Raw genomic sequence first — 19,912 nt, forward strand, 5'->3', positions numbered from 1 at the left:
CCGTGAGGGTTCAGTAGCGAGCGGTCAATTCGATGCCGTACGTGCGCGGTTCGGCGGGGATGAAGGTCGGATAGCCGAACGAGCCGCCGGTGTTGCCCGCATCGAGCAGGTACTTCTTGTCGGTCAGGTTGCGGGCATAACCGGCGACCTGGAACTTGCCCCGCATCAGCGATACGCCGCCGCGCAGGTTGACGAGAGTGACCGGATTCTGGCTGATCGCCTCGCTGTTCGGGATCTCGAAGTAGATCTTGCTCCGGTAGGTGACGCTGGGGGTCAGGAATACGCTGGTGCTATCGTTGAGCGGCGCGTTCAGGTTGAAGCCTGCCGACCACTGCCACCTGGGCTGGAGGCGGAACTTGTCACCGGCATAGACGCCGTTCGAGGCCTTGTCGTCGATGCCGCCGCTGATGAAGCCCAGGTTGCCGAACGCGCCGAGCCAGGAGGTGAAGCGCGCGTCCAGTTCGGCCTCGACGCCGATGTTGCTGGCCGAACCCGCGCTGCGGGTAACCGTGCGGCCGTCCTCGATGACCGAGACCTGGAAGTTGTCGTACTTGTCGTAATAGACGCCCAGCGAGCCCGAGAAGATGCCCGCCGACCCCTTGATCCCGCCCTCGAAGTTCCACACCGTTTCCGAAGCGATCTCATCGGCATAGGCGACGGTGCTGGCCGCATTGGGCAACTGCACCACCGGTGAGCGGCGGCCCTTGGATATGGTGGCGTAGAGGTTGATGTTCGGCGCCACGCGATAGAGCGCGTTGAAGCGCGGCAGCACCGCCGCGTAGGAGCGACGGGCGTAGACGATCTCTCCGGCGGTGTCCGGGTAGGGCAGCAGGATTGCCCCATAGATCGGCGCCACCGGCTCGTTGGAGGCGAAGCCGGAGCGGCGCTTCTCGATCAGCACGCGCGCGCCCGCGGTCAGTTCGAGCTGCTCCACCGGGGTCCACGACACGTCGCCGAACATCGACCAGGTCTGGTTGCGGCCGTAGTTCTTCGTCCAGCTGCTGTACGGCACTTGCGTCAGCAGTCCCCCGGTGACCAGCCCGGCCGTGGCCGAGGCAGGCACGCTGTTGTCGTCGGCAACGCAGCCGAGGCCGGGGATGACGTTGGCATAGCACTGCAGGAACGTGCCCAACTCGGTCGAGAACGGCACGTACTGCGACGAGTCCTCGACGAAGTAGTTCCATCCGAACGAGGCGCGCCACTTGGGATCGCTGTACGTGAAGCGGCCCTCGTGGCTGGCCTGCCAGCCCTTGGCATGCTCTGCGAATTCGAGGAACCAGGCGGCCGAACCGTCGGCGTCGAACACCTCGAGCGCGTCGAAGTTGCGATAGCCGTTGACGGTGGTGAAGTTCCAGCCATCCGCGAAATCCCAGCTCAGCGTCAGGTTGGCATCGTAGACGTCACGGTCGAGGCCCAGCTTGTCGGAGCCGAGCAGTTCGCCGGAGAGCGGCGAGCCGCCGAGGTAGGCGGCATCGTAAAGGCCGTCCACCGAAGTCGAGCCCAGGCTCTTCGACAGGAACGGCGTGCCCGAATTGCGCTGGCGATCGTAAGTGAACACGAAGTCGGCGGTGAAATCGGTGGTCGGCGTGAAGCGCAGCGAGCCGCGCAGGCCCAGCTGATCCTGCGCGTAAAGGTCGTCCTGACCGGGCGCGAGGTTCTCGATATAGCCGTCGCGCTTTTTCCACTGCCCGGCGATGCGTGCGGCGATGACGTCGTTGCCCATGTTCACGAAGCCCTCGATGCGCCGGGCGTCGAGGTTGCCGTAGGCGCCGGTCAGCGCAGCCGAAGTACCTGCCTCGGGCCTGGCGGAAACGAAGCTGATCGCGCCGATCGTCGCGGCGGTGCCGAACAGGGTTGCCTGCGGCCCCTTGGCGACTTCGACGCGATCAAGGTCGTAGACACCCTGATAGGCGCCGCGCGAACGCGAGATGTCGATGCCGTTGTAGTAGAGCGTTACGCGCGGTCCCTGCTGGGCCGAGCCGCTGTCCGAAGTGATGCCGCGGATCACGAAGCCGGGGTTGTTGGCACTCTGCACCTGGACATTGAGGCCTGGCACGTAAGCCGACAATTCGCCGATGTCGGTCACGCCGAGGTCGCGCATCCGCTCGCCACTCGCGACCGAGAGGGTGATCGGCACATCGACCGCGCGCTGTTCCACCTTCTGGGTGGTCACCACGATCTGGTTGCTGTCCGCATCGGCTTCATCCGCCAGGGCAATCGCCGGCACTGCGGCCACTGCCGTACCGGCGAGTAGCGAAGATGCATAAATCCCGAATTTCATGGAAAATTCCCCTGCGTGCCTGCGAACGGGGCAGGGCCTATCTTCCTGCGGTGAAGGTTTTGTGGCGACTGTGCATGATTGCCCGCTGGCAGGTGGCGAGGACGGCGCACCAAAGCGGGTGGATTGGATCCAACAGCGAGCGATCGAGACAAGCGCTGCGGATATCTGCCCGGCCGATATCCGCAGCCGGCCGTCAAGATACGGCGATCGCAAACAAGCCGATTGACAACCATATTAGCAAAAGATAGCGCTATCATTCTGGAGAGTGATCGCCGTTGGATGCCGCTCGGCCTCGCAGAAGGCTGATTCGGCTCGCATGAGCAGGCGATGCATTCACGCGCAAAAATCAGTGGGCCGAGGCCCATGTTCGAGAGGATGTGTACATGATTACCGGAGCCATACTCATCGGCCGCGAGGAAACCCACACGGACGCGGGCTACGCCGCCGTCGCCGCCGCGACGGGCGAGGCACTGGAACCGCGCTTCACCACTGCGGGTCTGCCGGAAGTCGAGCGCGCCTGTGCGCTGGCCGATGATGCCGCGATCCCCTTCGCCGAACTGGAGCCGGAAACCCGCGCGGTCTTCCTCGAAACCATCGCCGACGAGATCGTGGCGATCGGCGACATCCTGATCGAGCGCGCCATGGCCGAGACCGGCCTTCCCCGCGCCCGTCTCGAAGGCGAACGCGGCCGCACCACCGGCCAGCTGCGCCTTTTCGCGCAAGTGCTGCGCGAAGGCAGCTGGGCGGGCCTGACCATCGACCCTGCCCTGCCCGAGCGCGCGCCGCTGCCGCGCCCGGACCTGCGCATGCGCAAGGTCGCGCTCGGCCCGGTCGTGGTGTTCGGAGCAAGCAACTTCCCGCTCGCCTTCTCGGTCGCGGGCGGGGACACCGCCTCGGCCTTCGCGGCGGGTTGCCCGGTGATCGTCAAGGGCCACTCCGCCCATCCCGGGACCGGCGAACTGGTCGCCCGCGCGATCCAGCGCGCGGTGGCGCTGTGCCATCTGCCCGAGGGCGTGTTCTCGTACCTCCCCGCCACGCGTGAGGCGGGCACCGCGCTCGTCGCCGACCACCGCGTCAAGGCGGTCGGCTTCACCGGTTCGCGCCCCGGCGGCATGGCGCTGATGCGCACCGCCGCCGCCCGGCCCGAGCCGATCCCGGTCTATGCCGAGATGAGTTCGATCAACCCCGTCGTGCTGTTCCCCGCTGCTCTCGCCGCGCGCGCCGAAGCGCTGGGCGCGGCTTTCGTCGGCTCGCTGACGATGGGCGCTGGGCAGTTCTGCACCAACCCGGGCCTTGTCATCGCCATCGACGGGCCTGATCTCGATACCTTCCTCGCCTCGGCCTCGGCGGCGATGGGCGGCAGCGCGGCGCAGGACATGCTGACGCCGGGCATCCACTCGGCCTATGTCGAGGGCGTCAGCGCGCTGGCGGGCCACGGCGCCGTCACCACCCTCGCCCGCGGCGTCGAGCCGACCGGGCCGTACCAGGCGCAGGGCGCGCTGTTCCGTACCACGGCGGCCGATTTCCTTGCCGATCCGGCGCTGGGCGCGGAAGTGTTCGGCTCCTCCTCGCTCGTCATCACCGTCACCGACATGGCCGAGGCGCTCAAGGTCATCGCCGCGCTGGAAGGCCAGCTTACCGCCACCCTGATCCTCGACGCCGAGGACGAACCCGAAGTCGCGAAGCTGCTGCCGGTGCTGGAACGCAAGGTCGGTCGTATCCTCGTCAACGGCTGGCCGACGGGCGTGGAAGTCTGCCACGCAATGGTCCACGGCGGGCCGTTCCCCTCGACTTCGGACGGGCGCACCACTTCGGTCGGCGCCTCGGCGATCGAGCGGTTCCTGCGCCCGGTGTGCTACCAGAACATGCCCTCCGCCCTGCTTCCCGAGGGTCTTCGCGACGGCAACCCCTGGAACGCCCCGCGCCGCATCGACGGCATTCTCAAGCTCGCCTGAACGGCACTCAACGGCACCCAAAGGGTACACAAGATGACCAAGACGCCGCACCAGCGCCGTTTCCGCTCTCAGGACTGGTTCGCCGATCCGGCACGCTCGGACATGGTCGCGCTCTATCTGGAGCGCTTCATGAACTACGGCATCACGCCGGCGGAATTGCGCTCGGGGCGGCCGATCATCGGCATCGCGCAATCGGGCAGCGACCTGTCGCCCTGCAACCGCATCCACCTCGACCTCGCCAAGCGGGTGCGCGACGGCATCCGCGACGCAGGGGGCATCGCGATGGAGTTCCCGGTCCATCCGATCTTCGAGAACTGCCGCCGCCCGACCGCAGCGCTCGATCGCAACCTGGCCTATATGGGGCTGGTCGAGATCCTCTACGGCTACCCCATCGATGCCGTTGTGCTGACCACCGGCTGCGACAAGACCACGCCCTCGCAGGTCATGGCCGCCTCCACCGTGGACATCCCCGCGATCGTCCTGTCCGGCGGGCCGATGCTCGACGGCTGGCACGAGGGCGACCTCGTCGGCTCGGGCACCGTGATCTGGCGCAGCCGCCGCAAGCTGGCGGCCGGTGAGATCGACGAGGAGGAGTTCCTCCAGCGCGCCTGCGACAGCGCCCCCTCGGCGGGCCACTGCAATACGATGGGCACCGCCTCCACCATGAACGCGGTGGCCGAGGCGCTGGGCCTTTCGCTCCCCGGCTGCGCGGCGATCCCGGCGCCGTACCGCGAGCGTGGGCAATATGCCTACGAGACCGGCCGCCGCATCGTCGAGATGGCGCACGAAGACCTGCGCCCCTCGCATATCCTGACGCGCGACAGCTTCCTCAACGCGATCCGCGTCGTCAGCGCGATTGGCGGGTCGAGCAACGCGCAGCCGCACATCATGGCGATGGCGCGCCATGCGGGCGTCGAACTCACCGCCTCGGACTGGACCGAGCACGGCTACGACCTGCCGCTGATCCTCGACATGCAGCCGGCCGGGCGGTTCCTGGGCGAACGCTTCCACCGCGCGGGCGGCGTGCCCTCGATCATGTGGGAACTGCAGCAGGCGGGCGTGCTGGCACAGGACTGCCTCACCGTCACCGGCGAGACGCTTGCCGCCAACCTCGAAGGCCGCGAAGCGCGCGACCGCGAGGTGATCCGCCCCTTCGCCGAGCCGCTACGCGAAAAGGCGGGCTTCCTGGTCCTTGCCGGCAACCTGTTCGACTTCGGGATCATGAAGACCTCGGTGATCTCCGAGGAGTTCCAGAACCGCTACCTCTCGCGCCCCGGTTCCGAAGGCGTGTTCGAAGGCCGCGCCGTGGTGTTCGAAGGCGGCGACGACTACCACCACCGCATCAACGATCCTTCGCTGGAGATCGACGCCGACTGCATCCTCGTCATGCGCGGCGCCGGGCCGATGGGCTGGCCGGGCTCGGCCGAAGTGGTGAACATGCAGCCGCCGGATGCGCTCATCAAGGCGGGCGTACAGTGGCTGCCGACGCTCGGCGACGGTCGCCAGTCGGGCACGTCGGACAGCCCCTCGATCCTCAACTGCTCGCCCGAGAGCGCGGCGGGCGGCGGTCTTTCGTGGCTGCGCACCGGCGACATGATCCGCATCGACATCCGCGCAGGCACCTGCAACGCGCTGGTGGACCCGGCCGAGATCGCCCGCCGCAAGGCCGAGGACACCCCGCCGCCCGTGCCGCAGAGCCATACCCCGTGGGAGGAACTCTTCCGCGAGAAGACCGGCCAGATGGCCGACGGCGCGGTCATGGACATGGCGGTGAAGTACCAGCGCATCGCCGAAAGGACGCCGCGCCACAACCACTGAGGCAAAGCGTGCCGGGCGCTGTCCGGATTGACTTTGCGACCCAGCGTGATAGCGCTCCCATCATAGAACGAGAACGGATGCCCGACATGACCGATATCCTTTCCCCCCTTCCCGTGGACATGCTTCCGGCCGACTGGCGCGAGGGCCTGTTCCTGGGCCGCCTCGATCTTGGCGAAGGCCCGACGCCGGTGCTGCTCAGCGGCGGCGTGGCCTATGACATGAGCCTGGTCGCCGCCACAGTCGCCGATCTCGTTGACACCGGTAGCTTCGACGCGAATCAGGGCCGCGCGCTCGGTCCGGCGGAAGAGGTTCTGGCGCGCGCCACCCTGCTCAGCCCGATCGACCTGCAGTGCGTCAAGGCGGCGGGTGTCACCTTCGCCGTCTCCGCGCTGGAACGCGTCATCGAGGAACGCGCGCGCGGCGATGCCGACAAGGCGCAGGCGGTGCGCAGCGGGCTCGAGGAGCGCATCGGCGGCTCGATCCGTTCGGTCGTGCCCGGCAGCCCCGAGGCGGCGGCGCTCAAGGCCGCGCTGATCGAGGACGGCATGTGGTCGCAGTACCTCGAGGTCGCGATCGGGCCGGATGCGGAAGTCTTCACCAAGTCGCCGGTGCTTTCCACCGTGGGTTCGGGCGCGGCGATCGGCGTGCGTTCGGATTCGGGCTGGAACAATCCCGAGCCGGAAGTGGTCATCCTTTCCGACGCACGCGGCAAGGCCGTGGGCGCGACGCTCGGCAACGACGTCAACTTGCGCGACTTCGAGGGCCGCTCGGCGCTCCTGCTGGGCAAGGCCAAGGACAACAACGCCAGTTGTTCAGTCGGCCCCTTCGTGCGCCTGTTCGACGAAGGGTACACCATCGCCGACGTCGAGGACGCGCGCGTGCTGCTGCGGATCGACGGGCCGGAAGGCTTCCTGCTCGAAGGCGAGAGCCGCATGTCGGAAATCAGCCGCCCGCCGCTCGACCTGCTGCGCCAGTGCTTTTCCGAGCACCAGTACCCGGACGGCGTCGTGCTGTTCCTGGGCACGCTGTTCGCGCCGACGCAGGACCGCGACGCGCCCGGACGCGGCTTCACTCACAAGGTGGGCGACGTGGTGGCGATCTCCAGCGACCGGCTCGGCACGCTGGTCAACACCGTGACCACATCGCGTGACGCGCCTGCCTGGGAAACCGGCATCGCCGCGCTCTACCGCAACCTTGCCGCACGCGGGCTGATCGGCGCCAAGACCGAAGCGCTGGCCTGAACCTTTCCGACTTCGAAGGAATACCATGCTGACCACTGCAACTCCGGCCCCCGCGATCCAGACGGCGCGCTATCCATCGCTCGCCGGCAAGGGGGTGTTCGTCTCGGGCGGCGGCTCCGGCATCGGCGCGGCGCTGGTCGAGGCCTTCGCGCGGCAGGGCGCGAAAGTCTTCTTCGTCGATATCGCCGCCGAGCCTTCGCAGGCGCTGGTCGACGGGCTCGACGGGCAAGTGGACTTCACCCCGCTCTTCGTCGCGGGCGACCTCAAGGATCTCGACTTCGTGCAGGCGCAGGTCACGGCGGCGCATGCCGTGCTCGGCGGCCTCGACGTCCTGGTCAACAACGCGGCCAACGACGACCGCCACGCGATCGCCGACGTCACTCCCGAATACTGGGAAGACCGCATGGCGGTGAACCTGCGCCACCTGTTCTTCGCCGCGCAGGCCGCCGTGCCTTATATGGAAGCGGCGGGCGGCGGCGTGATCCTGAACTTCGGGTCGATCAGTTGGCACCTCGCGCTCGACCAGCTCTCGCTCTACCAGACCGCCAAGGCCGCGATCGAGGGCATGACCCGCGCGATGGCCCGCGAACTGGGCGAGCGCAACATCCGCGTCTGCGCGATCGTGCCCGGCAACGTCCAGACCCCGCGCCAGGAAAAGTGGTACACCCCCGAGGGCGAGCGCGAGATCCTCGACGCACAGTGCCTGAAGGCGCGCGTCCAGCCCGCCGACGTGGCGGCGCTGGCGCTGTTCCTCGCCTCGGACGACGGGCGCATGTGCACCGGCCATGAGTACTTCGTCGATGCCGGCTGGCGCTGACATGATCCCGCAGGTGGCCGTTCCGGTCGGCGCGACGCTGGGCGAAGGCCCGATCTGGGACGCCGCGCGCGGCTGCCTGTGGTTCGTCGACATCAAGGGCCACCGCCTCCACCGCTTCGATCCGGCGACGGGCGCCCTCGCCGCCACCGAGGCGCCCGAGGAACCCGGCTGGGTCGTCCCGCTGGCGGACGGTGCGCTTCTGGTCGGCGCGAAGGCGGGCATCCACCGCTTCGCGGACGATGCCTTCACCCTGCTGCACGCGGTGGAGCCGGACCTGCCCGGAAACCGCCTCAACGACGCGGCCGTCCATCCGGACGGCTCGGTGTGGCTGGGCACCATGGACAACGCCGAGGAAGCGCCGAGCGGCGGCTACTACCGTTTCCACGGCGGCGCCTGCACCGCGCTCTCCCCCGAATCGATGGTCATCACCAACGGCCCGGCGTTCTCGCCGGACGGGCGCACGGTCTATCTGGTGGATACGCTGGAGCGCACGATCCTGTCCGCCCCGGTGGGCGCGGATGGCCACCCCGGCGAAGCGCGGCTCTTCGCACGCGTCCCCGAGGGCATGGGCTATCCCGACGGGCCGGTGGTCGACAGCGCCGGCACGGTCTGGGTCGGCCTGTTCGGCGGCTGGGGCGTCGCCCGCTTCGCAGCCGACGGCACCTTCATCGGGCGCATCGACTTTCCGGTCGCCAACGTGACCAAGATCGCGTTCGGCGGCGCCGACTTGCGCACCGTCTACGCCACCACCGCGCGCAAGGGCCTGACGGACGGGCAACTCGCCGCCCAGCCCCATGCCGGCGACCTGTTCACATTCGTGGTGGACGTACCGGGGCTTCCACCGATACACCCCGCGACCTGAAGAAACACCGGGTCGCGACGACAAGCACATGGGAAGAGGACTGGATTGAATGGCTGCGGTTGATATCGGTGGCACTGAAGCCTCGGTGCATTACGACGGGAAGGTCAACATCGCCTTCGTCGCCATGATCGTCGCGGTCGCGACGATCGGCGGCTTCATGTTCGGCTACGACAGCGGGGTCATCAACGGCACGCAGGACGGCCTGGAAAAGGCCTTCGACCTCTCCAAGCTGGGGACCGGCCTCAACGTCGGCGCGATCCTGGTGGGCTGTGCGATCGGCGCCTTCGTGGCGGGCCGCCTGGCCGACGTCTGGGGCCGCCGCAGCGTGATGATGATCGGCGCCGCGCTGTTCGTCGTCAGCGCGCTCGGCGCGGGTGCGGCGACTTCCTCGCTGCTCTTCGTCATCGCCCGCCTGGTCGGCGGCGTCGGCGTCGGCGCGGCGAGCGTGCTGGCGCCCGTCTACATCAGCGAAGTCACCCCCGCCTCGATCCGCGGACGGCTCTCCAGCCTGCAGCAGATCATGATCATCACCGGCCTCACCGGCGCCTTCGTCGCCAACTGGGCGCTGGCCAAGCACGCCGGGTCGAGCACCGCGCCGCTGTGGCTGGGCCTGCCCGCCTGGCGCTGGATGTTCTGGATGCAGGTGATCCCGGCGCTGATCTATCTCGTCGCGCTGTTCCTGATCCCGGAAAGCCCGCGCTTCCTGGTCGCCTGCGGGCGCGAGGCGCAGGCCGAGGCGGTCCTGACCCGCATCTTCGGCGCCGAGACCGCCGTGAAGATGATCGCCGACATCCGCGCCAGCCTGCTCTCCATCGCCGCCGACCACCATCGCCCCAGCTTCGCCGACCTCAAGGATCCGGCGACCGGCCGCCTGCGCAAGCTGGTCTGGGCGGGCATCGGCATCGCCGTGTTCCAGCAGCTCGTCGGCATCAACATCGTGTTCTACTATGGCGCGGTGCTGTGGCAGTCGGTCGGCTTTTCCGAAAGCGACGCGCTGCTCATCAACATCCTGTCGGGCACGCTGTCGATCCTCGCCTGCCTCGTCACGGTGATGGTGATCGACAAGCTGGGCCGCAAGCCGCTGCTGCTGATCGGCTCTGCCGGCATGGCGGTGACGCTGGGCGCGATGGCGGTGTGCTTCGCCAGCGGCACGTTCGTGGACGGGCACCTGACCCTTTCCGACCAGACCGGCCTCGTCGCGCTGATCGCCGCCAACGCCTATGTCGTGTTCTTCAACGTCAGCTGGGGCCCGGTCATGTGGGTGATGCTGGGCGAGATGTTCCCCAACCAGATCCGCGGTTCGGCGCTGGCGGTCTCCGGCTTCGCGCAGTGGATCGCCAACTTCGGCATCTCGGTCAGCTTCCCGGCGATGGCCGCGGGCCTTGGCCTGCCGCTGACTTACGGGTTCTACGCGATGAGCGCCTTCCTCTCGTTCTTCTTCGTGCGCGCCATGGTGAACGAGACCCGCGGTCGCACGCTGGAGGAGATGGCGGCTTGATCCGGCTGCGTTCGGGCAGCAGCGAAGCCACGCTGCTGCCCCGCATCGGCGGAGCGATCGGCAGTTTCTCCGTAGACGGACGCGCCATCCTGCGCCCGACGCCGGAGGGAACCACCGACCCGCTGGAGACCGCCTGCTTCCCGCTGGTCCCCTACGCCAACCGCATCGCCGACGGGCGCTTCACTTTCGCCGGGCGCGGCCATGCGCTGCCGTGCAACGTGCACGGCTTCGCGCATCCGCTCCACGGCCTCGGCTGGCTGAAGGCCTGGACGATCGAGGACCAGGCCGAAGACCGCGCAGTCGTCGCCTGCAGCCACGAGGCCGATGCGCACTGGCCCTGGGACTGGTCGGCGACCCAGCGCTGCGTGCTGGAGGACGGCGCACTGCACGTCCTGCTCGAAGTGACCAACCGGGCCGCCGCGCCGATGCCCTGCGGGCTGGGCCAGCACCCGTACTTCGTACGCGATCCGGACGGGCGACTGCGCTTCGCGGCCGCAGGGGTGTGGCTCAACGATGACGGGATGATCCCGGCCCGCCGCGCCCCGGCCGACCATTTCGGCAACTTCGCGCAAGGCGCCGTGCCGCTGGCCGGGAGCCTGACCGACAACTGCTGGTTCGGCTGGGACGGCACCGCCACATGGCAGGGCGCGGCGCTGCAATCGGACGAGGCACGCTTCGTCCACGTCTTCGCGCCGCCGGAAGAGGCCTTCCTGTGCATCGAGCCCACCAGCCAGATGCCCGATGCCTTCAACCGGACCGACGACGCGGGCGGTACCGTGCTCGAACCGGGTGGCAGCGCGCGGCTCGGCATGACGATCCGCGCGTCCGGGCCGGCCAGGCCTGTTGGCCCTGACGGAAATCTGTAATAGGCGAGAGACGTGACGCGCGGGATTCTCCGGGCCGAAATGGGGGAACGGCCTGCGTGGCGGATCAGGAAACCAGGGATCAGCCATCCCGACGGCGCGGCGCGCGGCGCTCACGCGCGGCGGTGACCATCGCCGATGTCGCCGAGCGCGCCGAAGTCTCGCTGATGACCGTCTCGCGCGTGATGAACGACAAGGGCAACGTCAAGGAAGAGACCCGCGCCCGCGTCCAGAAGGCGATAGAGGAGCTGAACTATTCCCCCAGCGCCGCCGCCCGCAACCTCGCCGCCGCCGGCGAAATCCTCATCGGCCTGCTCTACGCCAACCCCAGCGCCGGGTACCTGAACGAGTTTCTCGTCGGTAGCCTGGATCAGGCCAACAAGTCGGGCGCCCAGCTCCTCGTCCAGCTCTGCGACGCCGAGGCCGAAGTAGGCGGCATCGTGCGCCGCCTGATCGGCAACGGCATCGACGGCATCGTCCTGCCCCCGCCCCTGTGTGATGACGAGACGATCCTGCAGCTCCTGCTGGACAGCGGCACGCCGACCGTGGTGGTCGCCTCGGGCAAGCCGTCCAGCGCCCTGTCCGCGGTCAACATCGACGATCTCGGCGCAGCCGAGGCGATGACCCGCCACCTCGTCGCGCTGGGACACCGGCGGATCGGCTTCATCAAGGGCAATCCCAACCAGAGCGCGGGCGCCCGCCGCCTGCAGGGCTTCCACGACGCGCTCGCCGCCAGCGGCATCGCCGTGGACGAGGATCTGATCCTGCCCGGCCTGTTCACCTATCGCTCGGGCGTGGAGGCGGCCCACCGCCTGCTGGAACGCGAACGGCCGCCGACAGCGATCTTCGCCAGCAACGACGACATGGCGGCCGCGACCGTCACCGTCGCGCACCGCCTTGGTTTCGACGTGCCCGGCGACCTGACCGTGGTGGGCTTCGACGATGCCCCGCAGGCGACCTTCACCTGGCCCGAACTGACCACGATCCGCCAGCCAATCGCCGAAATGTCGCGCACGGCGGTGCAGCTTCTGGTCGAGGAAATCCGGGGGCGCCGCGAGGGGCGCGCCGTCACGCCCTCGCACATCCAGATGCCCTTCGAGTTCATCCAGCGCGAATCGGATGCGTCCCCGCGTCAGGGGTGAACGAAGTTCCGCACCGCGCCGGATGGCACGGAGGCATCACCATCCCTCGTCATTGCGAGCGTAGCGAAGCAACCCAGGGCAGCCTTGCACCGCTCTGGATTGCTTCGCTGCGCTCGCAATGACGATCCGAGGCGGGTGAACGCCGGCCCCGCCGCGATCTCGCGCGGGCGGGGCCGGCGTTACCTCAATGCCCCGGAGCGCGGGGGAAGCGCTGGGCCTTGTACCACGCCAGATCGTGCTCCGGCGCGGGGCTGCCCTCCGGCAGCGGCAAGCCGTTGACCGACATCCAGTAGGCGAGGCTCGCATCGCGCCACCAGCGCGCTTCGTTGTGCTGGATGGCAAGATAGGTCGCGGTCTTGGACCAGCGTTCGGCGTCCACCTTGTCCTTCACGCCGTCCCACTGCTGCTGCATCTGCGCCACCGTGGCGACGCCGCGATCGTAGCGGGCGACCATCTCCTCCCACAGCGTGCGGCCCGACTTCATCTTCCAGTCCCATGGCAGATGGTGGAACCACAGCAGTTCGGTTTCCGGCGTCGTGCGCGGATCGGCGAGCATGCGCGCGACCGGCGGCGCATACTGGGCCACGGCATTGCTGCCGGTGCGGGTCCGGTCGAAGCCGATGCCGCTGCGGTCGGCCTTGTGGTAGTAGGTCGGGTTCCACTCGGGCCGGGCGAGGTCGTTCACCCACGGCCCCGGCCCGTAGTGGTGGCCGGTGTCCATCAGGTGCGCGAGCCCGAACGGGCCGGTGTAGTCGACCACCGCCTCGCGCGATTCCATCATCATCGAGACGGCGGTATCGACCACGCGCGGATCATCGCCGAACGTCTGGCGAGCCCATTCGCGGGCGAGCGCCTCGGCCGACAGCGTCGGATCCCAGGCAAGGCGGCCGAAGACGTACCAGTTGGCCTGGTTGAACGTCGAGCCCGACCAGTCACGGTCGCGCCCGATATTGGCGACGCCCGCCATGCCGGTGAGGTCATGCCCCTCCAGCGCGCCGTCGACGACTTTCGCCACCGTCGATCCCTTGCCCTTCGCGCGGGTATCCGCCTCCAGCACTTCCTCGAACAGCGGGCCGAGGTAGGCGAGGTGCGTCGCGAAACCGAGGTATTCCTTGGTGATCTGCAGTTCCAGCATCATCGGCGTCTTCGGCATCGCGCCGAACAGCGGATGGAACGGCTCGCGCGGCTGGAAGTCGATCGCGCCGTTCTTGACCTGCACCAGCACGTTGTCGGCAAACTTGCCGTCGAGCGGCTTGAACTCGCTATAGGCCTGCTTGGCGCGGTCGTCGGGGTCGGTCTCGGCGTAGACGAAGGCGCGCCACATCACCACGCCGCCATGCGGCGCGACGGCGGCGGCGAGCATGTTGGCGCCCTCGGCATGTGTCCGGTGATAGTCGCGCGGACCGGGCTGGCCCTCGCTGTTCGCCTTGACGAGGAAGCCGCCGAAGTCGGGGATCGCGCGGTAGATCTCGTCCGACTTGGCCTTCCACCAGGCCTGCACTTGCGGATCGAGCGGATCGGCGGTCTTCAGCCCGCCCAGCTCGATCGGCGCGGAGAAGCGCGCGGAAAGGTAGACCTTGATGCCCCAGGGCCGCAGCACGTCGGCCAGCGCGGCGGCCTTGGCGATATAGGCCGCGCTCAGGCTGTCGGGGCTGGCGTTGACGTTGTTCAGCACCGTCCCGTTGATGCCGAGCGCGGCGTTGGCGCGGGCATAGTCGGTGTAGCGCGGATCCTTGAAGTCCGGCAGCGTCCACCAGTCCCACAGCGATTGCCCCGCATAGCCGCGCTCCACGCTGCCATCGAGATTGTCCCAGTGGTTGAGCACGCGCAGCTTGACCTTCGGCGTGGAGGTGAGGTCGATCTTCGTCAGATCGCCGCCGGTCTTCTGGGCACGGATCGCCGCGAAGGCGCCGTAGAGCACCCCGGCATCGGAATTGCCGGTGACCAGCAGCGAGGGGCGCCCGGCCAGAGCAACGGTGCGCACGAGGTAGCCCTCGGTGCCGAGCCCTGCGGTGGGCAGGCGCAGCGCCGCCAGTTCCGGAGCGTCCGCGCGGGCCAGCACGACCGGAAGCGGCGCAGCGCCAAGATCACGGCGAAGCTCGGCAGCGGCCAGTTGCAGCGTCGGCGAATCGCCCACCACGCGCACGTCCGCCTGGGCCGATCCGGCCGGTGCAGGCGCCAGCCACAAGTCGTATCCATCGTTCGCCAGCGCCGCGCCCGGCAGCACGCCGACGGCCAGCGCCGTCCCCGCAAGCCACGCCGAAGTCCACGCGCAAATCCGCGACATTCGCCTCTGCATCCCGTCCATCCCTTAAAAATTTGCCTGCCCAATGCGGTTGACAAGCTTCGTCGTTACCTTGAAAGATAGCGCTATCACAAAAGAACCGGCCGAGGCAACGCCGTTTGCCGAATCGGGGCGAGTGCAGCCGGAACGGGCATTTGGGAGTATCAGGAAGTGGGATGCCATCACGCATTGTATCGACACGCAGCCTCGGCACAGCGCGCGGTGACGGCATGAGCCTGCTCCCCGCGGCATCGCGTTTCGCCGTATCGCGCCGCGTCCTCCTCGGCTGGGGTGGCGGCGCTTCGATGCTCGCCTTCCTGCCCGTCGCCGCTCGTGCCGCCGCGCCGGTCTACAAGGACGCGCGCGCACCGGTGGATCTTCGCGTAGCCGACCTGATGAGCCGCATGACGCTGGACGAGAAAGTCGCCCAGATCATCACCCTGTCCACCCGCAAGCGCGACGTGATGGACGAGGACCGCGCCTTCGACCCGGCCCGCGCCACCAGCGCCTATCCCCATGGAATCGGCCAGATCGCCCGCCCCTCCGACCGGGGCGGCGCGGCGACCGCGAACAACACCGGCACCGACGTCACCGGCCGCTGGCGCAAGCCCGCCGAGACGATCGCCTTCGTCAACGCCACCCAGAAATGGGCGCGCGCGACCGGCCTCGGCATCCCGGTGCTGTTCCATGAGGAATCGCTCCACGGCTACATGGCGCCCGAGGCGACCAGCTTCCCGCAGGCGATCGCCATGGCGGGCAGCTTCGATCCCGAACTGGTCGAGCGCGTGCAGTCGGTGATCGGCCGCGAGGTCCGCGCCCACGGCTCCACGCTGGCGCTCTCCCCGGTGGTCGACATCGCCCGCGACCCGCGCTGGGGCCGCATCGAGGAAACCTTCGGCGAAGACCCGTACCTTTGCGGCGAAATGGGCGTCGCCGCCGTGCGCGGGCTGCAGGGCCCCGGCAAGGAACTGCCCGAGGGCAAGGTCTTCGCCACGCTCAAGCACATGACCGGCCACGGCCAGCCCGAGGCGGGCAACAACGTGGCCCCGGCCCCGCTCGGCAAGCGCGAGCTTTACGACAGCTTCTTCCCGCCGTTCCGTGAAGTCGTGCGCCGCACCGGCATCGCCGCCGTCATGCCCTCGTACAACGAGATCGACGGCATCCCCAGCCATGCCAACCGCTGGCTGCTGAACGACGTGCTGCGCGGCGAATGGGGCTTCGACGGCGCGATCGTCAGCGACTATGCCGCGATCCCCGAACTGGCGACGTTCCACCACCTCGCCGCCGACCTTGAGGGCGCCGCGCGCCTTGCCCTTCACGCAGGCGTCGATACCGACCTGCCTGATGGCGAAGCCTATCGCACGCTGGCCGATCAGGTCCGCAAGGGTCTGGTGCCGGTCTCGGTCGTCGATGCCGCGTGCCGCCGCATGCTGACGCTGAAGTTCCGCGCCGGGATGTTCGAGGCGGGACCGATCGACCCCAAGGCTTCGGCCAAACTCACCGCCAACGCCGAGGCGCGCGCGCTGGCGCTGGAAGCGGCACGCAAGTCGATCTGCCTGCTCAAGAACGGCGGCGTGCTCCCGCTCACCCCCGGCGCGCACAAGCGCGTCGCGGTGATCGGCCCCAACGCCAACGTCACGCGCCTCGGCGGCTATTCGTCGGAGCCGCGCTCCAGCGTCAATCTGGTCGAGGGCATCACGGCGCGCCTGAAGGGCAAGGCCGAAGTCGTCTTCGCGCAGGGCGTGTTCATCACCCAGAGCGAGGACCGCTCCGCCAACGAAGTGCTGCTGGCCGATCCCGCGAAGAACCGCGCCCTCATCACCGAGGCTGTCGAAACCGCCAAGGCCAGCGACGTGGTCATCCTCGCCATCGGCGATACCGAGCAGACCAGCCGCGAAGGCTATGCGAAGAACCACCTCGGCGACCGCACCGACCTCGACCTCCTGGGCGAACAGAACGCGCTGTTCGTAGCGCTCAAGGCCACCGGCAAGCCGGTGATCGTCGTCGCGCTCAACGGCCGCCCGCCCTCGTGGCCGACCGTGGCCGAGCAGGCCGACGCGATCCTCGAATGCTGGTATCTGGGCCAGGAAGGCGGCACCGCCATGGCCGAGGCGCTGTTCGGCGACGTCAACCCCGGCGCCAAGCTGCCGGTCACCGTGGTCAAGGACGTGGGCCAGGTTCCGTTCTTCTACAACCACAAGCCATCGGCCAAGCGCGGTTACCTGTTCGCCGACACCGCGCCGCTCTACCCCTTCGGCTTCGGCCTCAGCTACACCAGCTTCACCCTCGGCGCCCCTGCCCTCTCGGCCCCGCGCATCGCGGCGGCGGGCACCGTCACCGTCGCGGTCGACGTGACCAACACCGGCGCGCGCGAAGGTGACGAAGTGGTGCAGCTCTACGTCCACGACCGCGAGGCGAGCGTGACCCGCCCGGTCATGGAACTGCGCGGTTTCCGCCGCGTCACCCTCAAACCCGGTGAGACCCGCAAGGTGGAATTCACCCTCGGCCCCGACGACTTCAGCCTCTGGAACGAGGACATGCGAGAAGTCGTCGAGCCCGGACTTTTCGACATCATGGTCGGCAACAGCAGCGCCGCCCTGAAGACCGCAACCCTCGAAATCGCCTGAGGACCATCATGCCCAAGATCGTAGACGCCAAGGTCATCGTGACCTGCCCCGGCCGCAACTTCGTCACCCTCAAGATCACCTGCGACGACGGCACCACCGGCGTCGGTGACGCCACTCTCAACGGCCGCGAACTGTCGGTCGCCAGCTACCTGACCGACCACGTCATCCCCTGCCTGATCGGCCGCGACGCGCACCGCATCGAGGACGTCTGGCAGTATCTCTACAAGGGCGCCTACTGGCGCCGCGGCCCGGTGACGATGACCGCGATCGCCGCCGTCGACATGGCGCTGTGGGACATCAAGGGCAAGATCGCAGGGCTCCCGGTCTACCAGCTGCTCGGCGGTGCCAGCCGCGAGGGCGTGATGGTCTATGGCCACGCCAACGGCACCTCGATCGAGGACACCATCAACGTCGCGCTCGACTATCAGGCGCAGGGCTACAAGGCGATCCGCCTGCAGTGCGGCGTGCCCGGCATGGCCTCGACTTACGGCGTCTCCAAGGACAAGTATTTCTACGAGCCCGCCGACGCCGACCTGCCGACCGAGAACGTCTGGAACACCTCGAAGTACCTGCGCGTCGTGCCCGAACTGTTCAAGGCCGCGCGCGAGGCGCTGGGCTGGGACGTGCACCTGCTGCATGACATCCACCACCGCCTGACCCCGATCGAGGCGGGCCGTCTGGGCAAGGATCTGGAGCCCTACCGCCCGTTCTGGCTGGAAGACGCGACCCCTGCCGAAAACCAGGAAGCGTTCAAGCTGATCCGCCAGCACACCACCGCGCCGCTGGCCGTGGGCGAGATCTTCAACTCGATCTGGGACGCCAAGGATCTGATCCAGAACCAGCTGATCGACTACATCCGCGCCACCGTCGTCCATGCAGGCGGCATCACCCATCTGCGCCGCATCGCCGCGCTGGCGGACCTCTATCAGATCCGCACCGGCTGCCACGGCGCCACCGATCTCTCGCCGGTCTGCATGGCCGCCGCGCTGCACTTCGACCTCTCGGTGCCCAACTTCGGCATTCAGGAATACATGCGCCACACGCCCGAGACCGACGCCGTGTTCCCGCATGCCTACACTTTCGAGAACGGCATGATGCATCCGGGCGACGCGCCGGGCCTCGGCGTCGACATCGACGAGGAACTGGCCGCCGGCTACGAATACAAGCGCGCCTTCCTGCCGGTGAACCGTCTCGAAGACGGCACGATGTACAACTGGTGAGCACGATGCAGGCCGTCACCGCCGTCGAAACGGAAGCCCCGGCCAAGCCGGCCGGGCGCGTGCGCTGGATCGTGTGCGCGCTGCTGTTCGCGGCGGTGGTGCTCAGTTATGTCGACCGTCTGGTCCTGCCCACGCTCAAGCCCGAGCTGCAGGCGCGCTACAGCTGGAGCGAGAGCGGCTATGCCGACCTCGCGATCTGGTTCCAGGCGGGCTACGGCATCGCCTATGTGTTCTTCGGGCGCCTGATCGACCGGATCGGCGCGCGTGCGGGCTATGCGCTGGCGGTGGCGCTGTGGACCTTCGGGCATATCGCCCACGTGCTGTTCACCAGCACCAGCGGCATGCTGCTGGCGCGCATCCCGCTCGCGATCGGTGAGGCGGGCACTTTCCCCGCCGCCATCGCCGCCACCAACGAGTGGTTCCCCAAGCGCGAGCGCGCGCTGGCGATCGGCATCTTCAACGCCGGATCGAACGTCGGCGCGATCCTGACGCCGCTGGTGGTGCCGGTGATCGCGCTGACGCTCGGCTGGCGCTGGGCCTTCATCCTGACCGGCGCGCTGACGGTGATCTGGCTGGCGGCGTGGCTGGGCTTCTACCGCCGCCCGCGCGAGAAGAAGACCCTGACCACCGAAGAACTGGCATGGATCGAGGCCGACCCCGTCGACCCGGTACAGCCGGTGCGCTGGCGCGACGTGCTGCGCCTGCGCCAGACCTGGGCCTACATGCTGGGCCGCTTCCTGATCGACCCGGTCTGGTGGACGTTCCTGTTCTGGCTGCCGGACTTCTTCAACAAGCAGTTCGGCGTCAAGATGCTGGACTTTGGCCCGCCGCTGATCGCGGTCTACCTGCTGGCCGATGTCGGCTCGGTCGCGGGCGGCTGGACCTCCTCGCGCCTGATGGGTCGCGGCTGGAGCCTCAACCGCGCGCGCAAGACGGCGATGCTGCTGGCCGCGCTGTGCGCCGTGCCGATCGCGCTGGCCCCGCAGGCGACCAGCCTGTGGACGGCGGTGGCGCTGATCGGCCTAGCCTGCGCCGGACATCAGGGCTTCTCGGCCAACCTCTACGCCCTGCCCGGCGACACGATGCCGCGCTGGATGACCGGCTCGGTCGTCGGCCTCGGCGGACTGGCGGGCGCGGTGGGCGGCATGCTCATGGCCAAGTTCGCAGGCGTGATCCTCGAGACGATCGGCAGCTACGAACCGATCTTCCTCGTCGCCTCCGGCGCCTATCTGGTGGCGCTCGCAGTGATCCACCTGATCCTGCCGCGCTACCAGCCCACGCACGCATAAGATAAATTCGGGAGC

At 68.4% G+C, this 19,912-nt stretch carries 13 protein-coding genes; 11 read left to right on the plus strand and 2 right to left on the minus strand.

Features of this window, described 5'->3' with window-relative positions; genetic code table 11:
* Positions 1–10 precede the first annotated feature (10 nt).
* Positions 11–2,281, minus strand: a complete 2,271-nt coding sequence (locus tag V2S85_RS11285) for a TonB-dependent receptor (RefSeq protein WP_330702956.1) — start codon at positions 2,279–2,281, stop codon at positions 11–13.
* Between the two features lie 383 nt (positions 2,282–2,664).
* Here V2S85_RS11285 and V2S85_RS11290 point away from each other — a divergent pair, with 383 nt between their 5' ends.
* From V2S85_RS11290 to V2S85_RS11325, 8 genes are all read left to right on the plus strand, one after another.
* Positions 2,665–4,236 carry an aldehyde dehydrogenase (NADP(+)) gene (locus V2S85_RS11290; protein WP_330702957.1) on the plus strand — a complete coding sequence of 524 codons (1,572 nt, stop codon included), beginning with the start codon at positions 2,665–2,667 and terminating at the stop codon, positions 4,234–4,236.
* Positions 4,237–4,269: 33 nt separating this feature from the next.
* The gene (locus V2S85_RS11295) at positions 4,270–6,054 is read left to right on the plus strand and encodes an IlvD/Edd family dehydratase (protein ID WP_330702958.1); all 1,785 of its coding nucleotides are present in this window, start codon (positions 4,270–4,272) and stop codon (positions 6,052–6,054) included.
* A 77-nt stretch (positions 6,055–6,131) separates the two neighbouring features.
* Entirely contained in the window at positions 6,132–7,295 is a 1,164-nt protein-coding gene (locus tag V2S85_RS11300; RefSeq protein WP_419198191.1) for a fumarylacetoacetate hydrolase family protein, read from the plus strand.
* Positions 7,296–7,320: 25 nt separating this feature from the next.
* A complete protein-coding gene (locus tag V2S85_RS11305; RefSeq protein WP_330702960.1) occupies positions 7,321–8,112 on the plus strand; it encodes an SDR family oxidoreductase in 792 nt (263 codons plus the stop codon).
* Positions 8,096–8,974: an SMP-30/gluconolactonase/LRE family protein gene (locus V2S85_RS11310; RefSeq protein WP_330702961.1), complete on the plus strand. Its 879-nt coding sequence runs from the start codon at positions 8,096–8,098 to the stop codon at positions 8,972–8,974. Before V2S85_RS11305 ends, V2S85_RS11310 begins: the two co-directional genes overlap by 17 nt.
* Positions 8,975–9,023: 49 nt before the next feature.
* Positions 9,024–10,472, plus strand: a complete 1,449-nt coding sequence (locus V2S85_RS11315; RefSeq protein ID WP_330702962.1) for a sugar porter family MFS transporter — start codon at positions 9,024–9,026, stop codon at positions 10,470–10,472.
* Positions 10,469–11,338, plus strand: coding sequence for an aldose 1-epimerase (locus V2S85_RS11320; RefSeq protein ID WP_330702963.1), 870 nt, complete (start codon positions 10,469–10,471; stop codon positions 11,336–11,338). The genes V2S85_RS11315 and V2S85_RS11320 overlap by 4 nt, the downstream gene beginning before the upstream one ends.
* A 56-nt stretch (positions 11,339–11,394) precedes the next feature.
* Positions 11,395–12,477, plus strand: coding sequence for a LacI family DNA-binding transcriptional regulator (locus tag V2S85_RS11325; protein WP_330702964.1), 1,083 nt, complete (start codon positions 11,395–11,397; stop codon positions 12,475–12,477).
* Positions 12,478–12,661: 184 nt separating this feature from the next.
* Here V2S85_RS11325 and V2S85_RS11330 read toward each other — a convergent pair whose 3' ends face one another.
* A complete protein-coding gene (locus tag V2S85_RS11330) occupies positions 12,662–14,764 on the minus strand; it encodes an alpha-glucuronidase family glycosyl hydrolase (RefSeq protein ID WP_330702965.1) in 2,103 nt (700 codons plus the stop codon).
* 302 nt (positions 14,765–15,066) lie between these two features.
* On the opposite strand from V2S85_RS11330, the gene V2S85_RS11335 reads away from it, so the two are divergent.
* The 3 genes from V2S85_RS11335 to V2S85_RS11345 are packed head-to-tail and all read left to right on the plus strand — an operon-like array spanning position 15,067 to position 19,897.
* Positions 15,067–17,388, plus strand: a complete 2,322-nt coding sequence (locus V2S85_RS11335) for a glycoside hydrolase family 3 N-terminal domain-containing protein (protein ID WP_330702978.1) — start codon at positions 15,067–15,069, stop codon at positions 17,386–17,388.
* An 8-nt stretch (positions 17,389–17,396) separates the two neighbouring features.
* The gene (gene manD, locus V2S85_RS11340; protein ID WP_271184199.1) at positions 17,397–18,608 is read left to right on the plus strand and encodes a D-mannonate dehydratase ManD; all 1,212 of its coding nucleotides are present in this window, start codon (positions 17,397–17,399) and stop codon (positions 18,606–18,608) included.
* A 5-nt stretch (positions 18,609–18,613) separates the two neighbouring features.
* Positions 18,614–19,897: an MFS transporter gene (locus V2S85_RS11345; protein WP_330702979.1), complete on the plus strand. Its 1,284-nt coding sequence runs from the start codon at positions 18,614–18,616 to the stop codon at positions 19,895–19,897.
* Positions 19,898–19,912 lie beyond the last annotated feature (15 nt).

Origin of the sequence: Novosphingobium resinovorum, from assembly GCF_036352595.1 — a bacterium.
In the GTDB taxonomy this organism is placed as follows: Bacteria; Pseudomonadota; Alphaproteobacteria; order Sphingomonadales; family Sphingomonadaceae; genus Novosphingobium; species Novosphingobium resinovorum_B.